This is a genomic window from Rathayibacter sp. CAU 1779 (assembly GCF_054551755.1).
Genome location: NZ_JBTOLK010000001.1, coordinates 635,416 through 646,930 on the forward strand (window position 1 = coordinate 635,416; position 11,515 = coordinate 646,930).

Sequence of the window (11,515 nt, forward strand, 5' to 3'; positions counted from 1 at the left end):
CGATGATACCTGCGCGGTGTGTGCGACGTGTGAACGCGGTCCGACCGACAGGTGCGCCGACCCCCGCTACTCCGCCCAATCGAACGTTTTTGTCACGGCCTTCTTCCAGGTCTTGTACAGCTTCTCCACGGGCTGGCGATCGGATGTCGGCACCCACCGCTTGCCCTCCTGCCAATTGGTCCGCAGCTCGTCGCGGTCCCGCCAGAAGCCGACCGCGAGTCCGGCGGCATAGGCTGCGCCGAGCGCGGTCGTCTCGGCGACTGTCGGACGCACGACGGGGATGCCGAGCAGATCCGCCTGGAACTGCATGAGCAGCTCGTTGGCCGTCATCCCACCGTCGACCTTGAGCTCCGTGAGCGCCTTCCCGGTGTCCTGTTCGACGGCCTCGAGCACGTCTCGGGTCTGGTACGCGGTGGACTCCAACGCCGCACGTGCGAGGTGCGCCTTGTTCACGAAACGGGTGAGGCCGACGATCGCGCCGCGGGCATCCGGTCGCCAGTAGGGGGCGAACAGACCCGAGAACGCCGGAACGATGTAGGCACCGCCGTTGTCGTCGACGGAGGCGGCGAGCTTCTCCACCTGCTTCGCGTCCGAGATGATGCCCAGATTGTCGCGCAGCCACTGCACGAGCGAGCCGGTGACGGCGATGGATCCCTCCAGGGCGTACCGCGGCGCCTCGTCGCCGAGCCGGTACGCGAGCGTCGTGATGAGCCCGTTCCTGCTGTGCACAATCTCCTCGCCGGTGCCGACGATGAGGAAGTTGCCCGTTCCATAGGTGTTCTTCGACTCACCGACGTCGAACGCCGCCTGGCCGAAGGTGGCCGCCTGCTGGTCGCCCAGGATGCCCGCGATCGGCGCCTCCCGGAGCAGGCTGTGCGTCTCCGCCTCGCCGTACACCTCGCTCGAGGAACGGATCTGCGGCAGCATCGACCGCGGCACCCCGAAGGCGTCGAGGATATCGTCACGCCAGTCCAGCGTCGTCAGATCCATGAAGAGCGTGCGGGATGCGTTGGTCACATCCGTGGCGTGTACGCCTCCGTGCCTGCCGCCGGTGAGATTCCAGAGCACCCAGGTGTCGGTCGTGCCGAAGAGCAGCTCACCGCGCTCCGCGCGCTCGCGTGCTCCGTCGACGTTCTCCAGGATCCACGCGATCTTGGTGCCGGCGAAGTAGGTGGCCAACGGAAGCCCGACCTCCTGGGAGAAGCGATCCAGCCCACCCTCTGCGGCCAACCGGTCCACGATCGTCTGGGTGCGGGTGTCCTGCCAGACGATCGCGTTGTAGACGGGCTTGCCCGTCGCCCTGTCCCAGACCACCGTCGTCTCGCGCTGGTTCGTGATGCCGACGCCGGCCAGATCGTGCCTGGTCAGGTTCGCCTTGGCGAGCGCGATGCCGATGACCTCGCGCACGTTGCGCCAGATCTCCATCGGGTCGTGCTCTACCCAGCCCGCCTTGGGGAAGATCTGCCTGTGCTCCAGCTGGCCGACGGAGACGACGCTGCCCGCGTGGTCGAACACGATCGCGCGGGTGCTCGTTGTCCCCTGGTCGATGGCGAGGATATGGGTCGACATGCTCGTCAGGCTAGGGCGTGTCGCCGTCGTCGGCCGAGAGCATCGCGGGAGGGAGTCGGTTCCGCCCTGGCCCCTATCGGGTGACTCCGTCGCGCCTCGGCACCTTCCGGGTGCGAGGAGCGCAGAGTGGCGAGATGGAGAGCTCGGAGGCCGCCGCACCCGATGGACCACGTCGAACAGGACGCCAGGTCGACGTGCTGCAGGCGGCGCGGGCATCCGCTCTCCTCGCACTGCCGTTCCAGCTCGGCTTCATCGTGCTCGCCGTCGCGTTCTCGCTGTTCGGCCTCTCGACCAACATGATCGTGGCCGTGCTGATGGTGCCGGCGCTCTGGGTGCCGGCGATAGCTCAGCTCGTATTTCGCACGGTTCTGCCGCGGGCGCTGCAGCTCCACTTCCTGATCTTCCTGACGGGCGGGCCGTTCGCCGGCAGTGCGCTCGGCGTCTACGGGTACATTCCGCACTGGGACAAGGTCGTGCACCTCGACTCCGGCATCATGCTCGCGTGGGTCGGGTGGGTCGCTGTGCGACGCGTCGAGGAGCATACGGGCATCGCACTGCCGCGCTGGTTCTCGCTGACCATCGGGATCCTCACACCGATGGCGTTCGCCGCCGCCTGGGAGATCTGCGAGTTCACCAGCGACCACCTGATCGGCACGCACGCGCAGAACGGCAACACCGACACCATGGGAGACATCATCGCGGCGACGATCGGCGCCTTCCTCACGCTCGGGCTCACGCTCCTCTGGAAGCGACCGCGGAGTGTTCTGCCCCTCGCGCTGCTCGATCCGGATCACCGTCCTAGCCGCACGGCCACGTGGGCGGCGCCCACCGAGTAGTCGAGCATTCCTCTTTACCCGGCGACCGCAGCGGCGTAGTCTCACAGCACGTTTTCCCGGTCCTGCGGCGCCCGCCCGCGACCGGGCGAGACGCCGGCGTTCGGCGGATGGCGATGGCCCCGCCGGCGCCGTGCGCTGTCCGGATCGCCTCGGTCTGAGTGTCCGCGGATGTCGCTACCCTCATCACGAGCGCCGGCCCGACGACGCCACGACCCGGAAGATCCGCATGCCCACTGCTCCCGTTCGCCGCCGCCTTCACGCGGCTCGCGGAACCATCGCCCTGGCCGCCGTCGCCGCGGTCACCCTGATGCTCGCGGCGTGCTCGGGCGTGGCATCCGCTCTCTCGGACGGATCGCTGGACGGTCCCGATTCACCGACGTCCGTCGCGACGTCGACCGTCGCACCTGCCGCCGCAGGCACGGCCTTGGCCGCGCTCGACACCGTCCCGGTCAAGGGACGTGCGCCACACACCGGCTACGACCGCGTCGGTGACTTCGGCGCGGCGTGGAAGGACATCGACGGCAACCACTGCGACACCCGCGACGACATACTGTCCCGCGACCTGCAGCAGGTCGCGAAGAAGGGATCGTGCACCGTGGAGACGGGAGTGCTGAACGATCCGTACACGGGCAAGACGATCGACTTCCAGCGCGGAGTGCAGACGTCGCTGCTCGTGCAGATCGACCATCTCGTTCCGCTGTCGGATGCCTGGGAGACCGGCGCGCAGCAGCTCACGCAGCAGCAACGCGAGACGCTCGCCAACGATCCGCTCGAGCTTCTCGCGGTCGACGGCCCGACGAACAGCGCGAAGGGCGATGGGGATGCCGCCACCTGGCTTCCCCCGAACCGCTCGTACTGGTGCACGTACGCCGCGAAGCAGGTCTCCGTGAAGGCCGCCTATCACCTGTGGGTGACGCAGGCCGAGCACGATGCGCTGGCACGAATCCTGAGCGGATGCCCGACACAGCAGGCGTGGATCTCCACCCTCGCACCAACGGTCGGGCTCGGCTGAGCTCAGCGCGACTGCAGGGCTGCGGCGATCTGCACCACGTACTTCGCGCGCGTCTCCGCCCGCTTCGCGAGCGCGAGCTTCGTCAGCGAGGCCTTCTGCACGCTCGGAGTCTGCGCGAACCACGCGTCAGTGGCGCCTGCCGCCGCGAGCGCCGCCGAGAGATCATCCGGGACGACGAGCGCCTCGGCGTCGTCGAGCAGGTTCCAGCTGCCGTCGGCCTTCGCGGTCTCGATGACACGGCGACCGGCATCGGTCATCCTGCCGTCCGCCTCGAGTCGCGCGACCCTGACCTTGTTCGTTCCCGCCCACGGCGACCCCGGCCTTCGCGGACCGAACCGGAGCGCGGAGCGCTCCTCGTCGATCGTCTTCGCCTGGCTGTCCACCCAGCCGAAGGCCACGGCCTCCGTGATCGACTCGTCGTAGGTCATCGCCGGGCGCCCGGTCACACGTCGCCAGGACACCAGCCAGACTCCGGCGGACGAATCGTGGTTGCGCAGCAACCAGTCGCGCCAGGTCGCCGCGTCCTCGCAGTGCACGTGTTCCGCGTCGTCGCTCGGCATCTCAGCGTCCTTCCTCGCGCAGGTACTCGATGAGCGCCGACTCCACGGTGCGGTCCTGGAACTCGAAGCCGTCGTCCAGCAACGCGACCGGCAGCATGCGCTGGCTCCCCAGCAGCAGCTCGTCGGCCGCGTCCCGGAGCACGAGCCGCAGGGCGATAGCGGGTGCCGGCATCCCGTACGGCCGGTGGACGAGGCGTGCGAGCGTGCGCATGAACTCCGCCTCGGTCGCCGGAGTCGGCCCGGCGAAGTCGACCGGTCCCGCGATCCGGGATCCGATGAGGTGGTCGATCGCAGCCACCTCATCGCGGAGGCTGATCCACGGCCACCACTGGCGACCGGATCCGATCGGCCCGGCCAGTCCGGCCCTGGCCACGAATCCGAGCGCCTTCATCGCGCCTCCGCGTCCGACGACCAGTCCTGTGCGCACGAACGCGACCCGCGTGGCGTCAGAGGCCCTCGCGGCCTCCTCCTCCCATGCCTTCACGACCGCGGAAAGGAAGGCGGTCCCCCTCGGCGACGACTCCGTGAGGTCTTCGTCGCCCCGATCACCGTAGAAGCCGACGGCCGATCCGCTCACGAAGACTGCTGGTGGTCGCTTCGCTGCGTGGATGGCATCCACGATCGTGCGCGTCACGTCGAGCCGCGACTGCATCACGACCTCTTTATATGCACGCGTCCACGGAAGCCGCGCGGTGGGTGCTCCCGAGAGGCTCACGACAGCATCCGCTCCGCTCACCACCGCAGGGTCGAGGATGCCCTCCGCCGGATCCCAGCGCACCTCGCCCGCCGCGCGCTCCGGCCTGCGCACGAGCGAGACGACCTCGTCGCCCGATGCCTGCAACCGTGTCGCCAGCGCCGTTCCGATCATGCCCGACGCGCCCGCGATCACGATGCGCCGGGATCGGGGTTCGCCCGTCTTCTCCGCCATGAGGTCCACTCTGCCGCCGTCGGCCGCGAACGTGAACCGGATGCGTGCATCCGCTTCCCCGAACCGTTCGACTGCTCGCCCGGAACGACGGGGAAAGCCCTCACCTGAGGATCACTAAACTAGACAGTCACGTGCTCCCATCCACCAGTTCCTCGAAAGGGGATGCACCCATGCCCGACCAGACAGCGCTCGATGCCGTCATCGCCCTCGCCCGCCACCGCGGGTTCGTCTTCCAGTCGGGCGAGATCTACGGCGGGTCGCGGTCCGCATGGGACTACGGCCCCCTAGGCACGGAGCTGAAGGAGAACATCCGTCGCCAGTGGTGGCAGACGTTCGTGCGCGGCCGCGCCGACATGGTCGGCCTGGACTCGGCGGTCATTCTGCCGAAGCAGGTGTGGGTGGCATCCGGTCACGTCGGGGTGTTCACCGACCCGCTGGTGGAGTGTCTGCACTGCCACAAGCGCTTCCGCGAGGACCACCTCATCGAGGCCTTCGAGGAGAAGAAGGGTCGCGCGCCGGAGAACGGCATGGGCGACATCGCCTGCCCGAACTGCGGCACCCGCGGTCAGTGGACGCCTCCGCGCGACTTCAACATGATGCTCGAGACGTTCCTCGGACCGGTGAAGGACGACTCCGGACTGAACTATTTGCGCCCCGAGACGGCGCAGGGCATCTTCGTGAACTTCGCCAACGTGGTACAGGCGGCGCGCATGAAGCCGCCGTTCGGCATCGGCCAGGTCGGCAAGGCGTTCCGCAACGAGATCACGCCGGGAAACTTCATCTTCCGTACGCGCGAGTTCGAGCAGATGGAGATCGAATACTTCGTGCCGCCGGCGGAGGCGAAGGAATGGTTCGACCACTGGGTGGATGCCTCGTGGAACTGGTTCGTCGACCTCGGCATCGATCCGTCGCACATGCGCAAGTTCGACGTTCCGGAGTCCGAGCGCGCGCACTACTCGGACGGCACCATCGACATCGAGTACGAGTTCGGCTTCGCCGGCAAGGGCTGGGGCGAGCTCATGGGTGTCGCCAACCGCACCGACTTCGACCTGAAGAACCACACGGACGCCTCCGGCCAGAACCTCGCATTCTTCGACCAGGCGACGAACGAGCGCTACCTGCCGTACGTGATCGAGCCGTCGTTCGGTCTCACCCGGTCGATGATGGCGTTCCTCGTCGACGCCTACCACCAGGAAGAGGTGCCGAACGCGAAGGGCGGCACCGACACCCGCACCGTGCTGAAGCTCGACCCGCGCCTGTCGCCGGTCAAGGTCGCCGTCCTGCCGTTGTCACGCAACGAGAAGCTCTCGCCTCTGGCACGCTCCCTCGCCGACGACCTCCGCAAGCACCGCAATGTCGACTTCGACGATTCGGGCGCGATCGGCCGCCGCTATCGCCGGCAAGACGAGATCGGCACGCCGTTCTGCGTCACCGTCGACTTCGACTCCCTCGACGACAACGCTGTGACCGTGCGCGACCGCGACACGATGGGTCAAGAGCGCATCCCGCTCGAGGCACTCGACGCCTACCTCACGGAGCGTCTCAAGGAGCGCTGACTCGATCACCGCCGGTCGAGCCTGTCGAAACCAGCCCACACGGCCGCTAGTCGGTCAGCGATTACCCGTCAGCTCCGTCTGGGCGAGGTCACAGGCGCGGGTCGACGTGGACCTTCGGGCCAGGCCCGGCGTCCATCGGACGCTGTCCGCTGAGCACCTCGGCCACATGATCGAGGCTTATCGTCGCGGCGACGAGTGGACGCGCATCCACGGCACCCGACGCGAATCCGGCGATCGCAGCATCCAATCCCGGTGACGCACTGAGGATCCCCGTCGCTGTCGCATCCTTCAGCAGCAGGGTGCGTGTGTCGACGAGGCTCGGCTCCGACGCGATGCCGATGAGCACCACGCGACCGCCCGGTTGCACGAGGTCGGCCGCGCGAGCCGGGGTGCCGGCATCCGTCGCGGCGTCGATCACGGCGTCGAAGGGCAGGTCGGGCACGGCATTCCAGCCGAGCCATGCCGCGAACCCCAGCGAACGTGCGTAGTGGACGGATGCCTGCGTCACCCCCACGAGATGCACCTCGCTCCCCGAGGCGCGCGCGAACATCGCGGCCAGAAGCCCGATCGTGCCGGGACCGACCACAAGCACGCGCTCGGCGGATCCCGCCGCGCGAGCCGCACGCAGGCCGTTGCCCGCCGGCTCCACCAGCGCGCCGAGCACGTCGTCCACGGATGCCGGCAGCCCGTGCAGCGACCTGGCGGGCACCGCGATCCGCTCGGCGAGGGCGCCGGCGCGTCCGCGCCTGATGCCCACCTCCTCGCGGTCCGCGCACACGTGCTGTCGTCCGCTGCGGCACAGCCGGCAGTGCCCGCAGCCGAGCATGGTGTCGCCGGTCACCCGACGGCCGAGCCACGAGGCATCCACGCCGGGTCCGAGCTCGGTGACGACGCCCATCCACTCATGGCCGATGCGCACCGGATACCGCGCGTTCCCATCGTGCAGATACGCCATGTGGCCGGTGTAGAACTCCATGTCCGTGCCGCAGACGCCGGCCCGCCGCACGTCCACCACGACCTCACCGGATGCCGCCACCGGCTCCGGCACATCGGCGACCTCCGCCTGCCCAGGCGCGGTGATCACGAACGCGCGCACCTTCGCTCCCGTTCCCGCCGCTGCGGCGACGTCGGCTCCGAGCCTAAAGGTGATTGAGGGTTGGACGCACGAGCTCGCTCGTGGGGCCGACCCGATTGAGTCCCTGAGTCGCGGGCGCGGCGACAGGGGCGTCACAGGCTCCAGACACTTGCGAGCGTCACGACAACTCCGACGGTGTACCGACGGATGCTCATTGCGTCAGCCCGACCGCCAGCCCGACCGCGGCGCCTGTGCTCAGCACAGACCGCACGAGATTCCACGCAGCCCATCTGGCTTCCCTGAAACGGCGGCGGATGGCACCGGCGTCCTGCAGCGGATCCCCCGCTTCCGCCTTGAGCGCGTTGTTCGCCGGAAGGTGCACCGCCATTGTGATCACGATGCACACGACCGTCGCGGCGAAGGCGGCGACCATCCACCCGAAACCCGGACCGCCCCATCCAGCGATCGCGGCCAGCGCGGTCAGCACCGGCGCCCCGAAGAAGATCACGAGCAGGAACCACGGGTTGACGATGGCCCGATCGAGCGCCGCGAATGCCGTGACGAACGTGTTGTCATCCACACGCCGCAGGCCCGGCATGATCGCGAACGTGTAGAGCTGGAAGACCCCGGCAAGCAGCCCGGTGGTCACGGTGGCGGCGATGAGCGCCGTCGTCGTCAGTGCGTCCATGGATCGTCGTGCCGCCCCTCGTCGATGTCCTGGTGCGTCCACCGTAGCGACCAGCACAGCGAGAATGGGCTGGTGGCAGACACGATGCGGGCGGTCGTCTACGACGAGATCGGGACGCGACCGCGGATCGCCGAGGTCCCTGTTCCCTCCTGTCCTCCCGACGGCGCCGTCGTGCGGGTTGAGGCCACCGGCGTCTGTCGATCCGATTGGCACGCGTGGCGCGGACACGATCCCGTGCCCCTGCCGATCGTCCCGGGCCACGAGTTCGCCGGCGTGGTCAGCGCTGTCGGTGCCGCGGTGACGCGCTTCGCGCCCGGCGAGCGCGTCACGGCGCCGTTCGTCAACGGCTGCGGCAGTTGCGAATGGTGCGTGCGCGGCGACGCCCAGGTCTGCCCCGATCAGACCCAGCCCGGCTTCACCCGCGACGGATCTTTCGCCGAATACGTCGTGGTGACCGCCGCCGACACGAACCTGGTCAGGCTTCCGGATGTCGTCCCGTTCGACGCCGCCGCAGCGCTGGGCTGCCGCTTCGCCACGGCGTTCCGTGCGATCACGGCCCACGCTCGCGTGGCGCCCGGCGACGAGGTCGCCGTCTTCGGATGCGGCGGCGTCGGGCTCTCCGCGATCATGATCGCGTCCGCGCTCGGGGCACACGTCACGGCCGTCGACGTATCGGATGCCGCACTCGAGCGGGCGAGCGAGCTCGGCGCGACCCACGCCGTCCGCTCCGGATCCGACGACGCAGCGCTCGAACGCGCCGTCATCAAGGCGACGGGTGGCGGTGCACACGCGTCGATCGACGCGCTGGGATCGGCCGGCACCGCCGCATCCGCCGTGCGCTCCCTGCGGAGGCGTGGCGTGCACGTGCAGGTCGGCCTCATGCTCGGCGACAACACGAACGCACCGCTGGCCTGGGATCGCGTCATCGCCTGGGAGCTGACCGTCGCAGGGTCCCACGGCATGAGCGCCCGCGACTACCCGGAGATGTTGGAGCTCATCGCCGACGGGCGACTGGATCCGTCGCGACTCGTCGGATCGACCACGGACCTCGACGGCGCCATCGACGCTCTCGTCGCGATGGACGCCCCACAGCCGGCGAGCGCGGGGATCGTCATCGCGCGACCGTGAGCCATCCCGCGCCCCTCGCGTGCATCCAGACGGTCCTGTCTACACGACGGATGACGCGCGTCCGCGTGCGGCGAAGGGGCACGGTGGGCAGGAACCGGTCTGTGAGGAGCAGCAGATGAGGAGCGCGCTTCGCGCGGCTCGGTTCGGGACCGAGGCGATGCTTCGGTCCCGCGAAGGGGGAGTAGTCCCTGCGGCCCCTCCACACGCTGCTACGCAGCGCGCGGACCCTCCGGCCGCGGGGCCCACCCGGGCCGGTTCTCAGCAACCCTCAAGGGCAAAAGGAGAATGACCCCGGGAGATCCCGGGGTCATTCTCCTTTGTGCGCGAGGGGGGAGTTGAACCCCCACGCCCTCACGGGCACACGGACCTGAACCGTGCGCGTCTGCCTATTCCGCCACTCGCGCTGATTCGCCGACACGCGTGCGTGCCAACCCAGCGAGATTAGCATGCGATCGGCGGGGATGCCATTTCGCGGCATCCCCTCTCCGCTGCCGGCTGTCTTTGCCCTCGACCGTGTCATTCGACCGCGGGATGCCCGCGGCGCTCACCCAGCTCATCGGCGCTGCCGACGGCCCCGCGACGCGCCCGGATCATCCGTGAACGTACACGGTGGACAGGCCGGTGCAGAACGCCGTATTCACGGCGCCCCGATGGCGGATGACGCACCGAAGCCTCCCGTCGCGATCGAGGCCGCTTCACACTGGGTACGGCTAACATGCATCTAGTCGTCGGGCAGATCGGGAGACCTGTGGGCATTCTGGACAGTTTCGAGAAGGGCCTCGAACGCGCCGTCAATGGCGCGTTCGCGAAGACCTTCCGGTCCGGCCTGCAACCGGTCGAACTGACCAGCGCACTTCGGCGCGAACTCGACACGAAGGCCGCAGTCGTCACCCGCGATCGCATCCTCGCCCCGAACGACTTCACCCTGCTGCTCGCACCCAGCGATTACAAGCGGATGCACGCCATGGGTCCCGCGCTCACCGACGAGCTGACCGACTTCGTGCAGCAGCACGCGCGCAAGCAGCACTACCAGTTCGCCGGCGGCATCCAGATCACGATGCACCCCGACGATTCGCTGTCGACGGGCATCATGCAGGTCGAGTCGCAGAACATCCGCGGCGAGGTCTCGTGGGTGCCCGTGCTCGACATCGACGGCAAGCGCTACCCGCTGACTCACTCCCGCACGGTCGTCGGCCGGGGCCGCGAGGCGGACATCACGGTCGACGACAGCGGCACGTCCCGCAAGCACATCGAGATCTCGTGGGACGGCTCGCACGCTCAGGTGCGCGATCTCGGCTCCACGAACGGCTCGCAGCTCAACGGACGTCCCGTGAAGAAGGCCATTCTCGAACCGGATTCCGTCGTCACCATCGGCCGCACCCGTATCGTGTTCCGCGTGCTGCCCCAGGCATCCGCTCGTTCTCCGCGTACGCCAGAGCCCGACGACGTCACCCGGCGTCACGACATCGACGGATTCTGGGACCGATGACGGTCAGCACGCTCACACTCCTCGTGCTGCGCATCGGGTTCCTCCTGCTGCTGTGGCTGTTCGTCTTCGCCATCGTCTATGCGCTGCGCAGCGATCTCTTCGGCCAGCGCGTGCGCAAATTGCAGTCGGATGCCACGCCCGGCCCCTTCGCGAATGTCCCGTCCGCGCCTCCCGGCTCCGCTTCAGCGATGGGGGCATCCGCGGCAACGGGCGCCGCGACCGGCGCCGCTGCTGGCGCCGCAGGAGACCATCCCCTCGCGGGCCTCGCGCGACCGACCACCGGCCCCATCGACAGGCAGTCCGGACCTGCGACCGGATACCGTCCCAGACCAGGCGAGCCCACCGGCGCCTTCCCGAACCGCCCGATGGCAACGGTTCTCACGGCCAACAAGCTCGTCATCACGTCAGGACCGCGGCGCGGCACGGAGGTCGAGCTGGGCAACGAGCCCATCACGATCGGCCGCTCAGGCGAGTCCGGTCTCGTCATCCGCGACGACTACACGTCCACTCATCACGCCCGGCTCATGCTGTGGAACAACGAGTGGATGATCCAGGACCTCGATTCCACCAACGGCACGTTCCTCGACGGGCAACGTGTCACAGTCCCCACGCAAGTACCGCTCGACGCTCCCATCAAGATCGGCACGACGACCTTCGAGCTGCGGCGGTAGCCC

The 11,515-nt window shown here is 68.7% G+C and carries 11 protein-coding genes and 1 tRNA gene; 6 read left to right on the plus strand and 6 right to left on the minus strand.

Annotated features, from left to right (window positions below; all coding sequences use genetic code 11):
• Positions 1 to 66: 66 nt before the first annotated feature.
• On the minus strand, positions 67 to 1,569 hold the full coding sequence (glpK, locus tag ACX9R5_RS02765; protein ID WP_459407481.1) for a glycerol kinase GlpK: 1,503 nt from the start codon (positions 1,567 to 1,569) through the stop codon (positions 67 to 69).
• A gap of 134 nt (positions 1,570 to 1,703) precedes the next feature.
• Here glpK and ACX9R5_RS02770 point away from each other — a divergent pair, with 134 nt between their 5' ends.
• Positions 1,704 to 2,405 carry a hypothetical protein gene (locus ACX9R5_RS02770; protein WP_459407482.1) on the plus strand — a complete coding sequence of 234 codons (702 nt, stop codon included), beginning with the start codon at positions 1,704 to 1,706 and terminating at the stop codon, positions 2,403 to 2,405.
• A gap of 226 nt (positions 2,406 to 2,631) precedes the next feature.
• Positions 2,632 to 3,417, plus strand: a complete 786-nt coding sequence (locus ACX9R5_RS02775; protein ID WP_459407483.1) for an HNH endonuclease family protein — start codon at positions 2,632 to 2,634, stop codon at positions 3,415 to 3,417.
• Between the two features lie 2 nt (positions 3,418 to 3,419).
• Here the strand turns inward: ACX9R5_RS02775 and ACX9R5_RS02780 are convergent, their stop codons facing one another.
• On the minus strand, positions 3,420 to 3,977 hold the full coding sequence (locus tag ACX9R5_RS02780) for a YdeI/OmpD-associated family protein (protein WP_459407484.1): 558 nt from the start codon (positions 3,975 to 3,977) through the stop codon (positions 3,420 to 3,422).
• Position 3,978: 1 nt separating this feature from the next.
• On the minus strand, positions 3,979 to 4,905 hold the full coding sequence (locus ACX9R5_RS02785) for a TIGR01777 family oxidoreductase (protein WP_459407485.1): 927 nt from the start codon (positions 4,903 to 4,905) through the stop codon (positions 3,979 to 3,981).
• Between the two features lie 170 nt (positions 4,906 to 5,075).
• On the opposite strand from ACX9R5_RS02785, the gene ACX9R5_RS02790 reads away from it, so the two are divergent.
• Positions 5,076 to 6,461 carry a glycine--tRNA ligase gene (locus ACX9R5_RS02790; protein WP_459407486.1) on the plus strand — a complete coding sequence of 462 codons (1,386 nt, stop codon included), beginning with the start codon at positions 5,076 to 5,078 and terminating at the stop codon, positions 6,459 to 6,461.
• 88 nt (positions 6,462 to 6,549) lie between these two features.
• On the opposite strand, the gene ACX9R5_RS02795 is transcribed toward ACX9R5_RS02790, so the two are convergent.
• Both ACX9R5_RS02795 and ACX9R5_RS02800 read right to left on the minus strand, forming a co-directional pair.
• Positions 6,550 to 7,545: a zinc-dependent alcohol dehydrogenase gene (locus tag ACX9R5_RS02795; protein ID WP_459407487.1), complete on the minus strand. Its 996-nt coding sequence runs from the start codon at positions 7,543 to 7,545 to the stop codon at positions 6,550 to 6,552.
• Between the two features lie 202 nt (positions 7,546 to 7,747).
• On the minus strand, positions 7,748 to 8,224 hold the full coding sequence (locus ACX9R5_RS02800; protein ID WP_459407488.1) for an anthrone oxygenase family protein: 477 nt from the start codon (positions 8,222 to 8,224) through the stop codon (positions 7,748 to 7,750).
• Positions 8,225 to 8,308: 84 nt separating this feature from the next.
• Here ACX9R5_RS02800 and ACX9R5_RS02805 point away from each other — a divergent pair, with 84 nt between their 5' ends.
• The gene (locus tag ACX9R5_RS02805) at positions 8,309 to 9,352 is read left to right on the plus strand and encodes a zinc-dependent alcohol dehydrogenase family protein (RefSeq protein ID WP_459409020.1); all 1,044 of its coding nucleotides are present in this window, start codon (positions 8,309 to 8,311) and stop codon (positions 9,350 to 9,352) included.
• Positions 9,353 to 9,672: 320 nt separating this feature from the next.
• Here ACX9R5_RS02805 and ACX9R5_RS02810 read toward each other — a convergent pair.
• Positions 9,673 to 9,756, minus strand: a tRNA-Leu gene (locus tag ACX9R5_RS02810).
• 344 nt (positions 9,757 to 10,100) lie between these two features.
• Between ACX9R5_RS02810 and ACX9R5_RS02815 the strand changes: the two genes are divergently transcribed.
• Together ACX9R5_RS02815 and ACX9R5_RS02820 are read left to right on the plus strand one after the other, a co-directional pair.
• On the plus strand, positions 10,101 to 10,841 hold the full coding sequence (locus ACX9R5_RS02815; protein ID WP_459407489.1) for an FhaA domain-containing protein: 741 nt from the start codon (positions 10,101 to 10,103) through the stop codon (positions 10,839 to 10,841).
• Positions 10,838 to 11,512 carry an FHA domain-containing protein FhaB/FipA gene (locus tag ACX9R5_RS02820; RefSeq protein WP_459407490.1) on the plus strand — a complete coding sequence of 225 codons (675 nt, stop codon included), beginning with the start codon at positions 10,838 to 10,840 and terminating at the stop codon, positions 11,510 to 11,512. The genes ACX9R5_RS02815 and ACX9R5_RS02820 overlap by 4 nt, the downstream gene beginning before the upstream one ends.
• The last annotated feature ends 3 nt before the right edge of the window (positions 11,513 to 11,515 follow it).

Bases quoted from the DNA above. Each gene is read 5' to 3' on its own strand.
- ACX9R5_RS02800 (WP_459407488.1), bottom strand. From the start codon at position 8,224: ATGGACGCACTGACGACGACGGCGCTCATCGCCGCCACCGTGACCACC.
- ACX9R5_RS02770 (WP_459407482.1), top strand. From the start codon at position 1,704: ATGGAGAGCTCGGAGGCCGCCGCACCCGATGGACCACGTCGAACAGGA.
- ACX9R5_RS02790 (WP_459407486.1), top strand. From the start codon at position 5,076: ATGCCCGACCAGACAGCGCTCGATGCCGTCATCGCCCTCGCCCGCCAC.
- glpK (WP_459407481.1), bottom strand. From the start codon at position 1,569: ATGTCGACCCATATCCTCGCCATCGACCAGGGGACAACGAGCACCCGC.
- ACX9R5_RS02780 (WP_459407484.1), bottom strand. From the start codon at position 3,977: ATGCCGAGCGACGACGCGGAACACGTGCACTGCGAGGACGCGGCGACC.
- ACX9R5_RS02820 (WP_459407490.1), top strand. From the start codon at position 10,838: ATGACGGTCAGCACGCTCACACTCCTCGTGCTGCGCATCGGGTTCCTC.
- ACX9R5_RS02785 (WP_459407485.1), bottom strand. From the start codon at position 4,905: ATGGCGGAGAAGACGGGCGAACCCCGATCCCGGCGCATCGTGATCGCG.
- ACX9R5_RS02805 (WP_459409020.1), top strand. From the start codon at position 8,309: ATGCGGGCGGTCGTCTACGACGAGATCGGGACGCGACCGCGGATCGCC.
- ACX9R5_RS02775 (WP_459407483.1), top strand. From the start codon at position 2,632: ATGCCCACTGCTCCCGTTCGCCGCCGCCTTCACGCGGCTCGCGGAACC.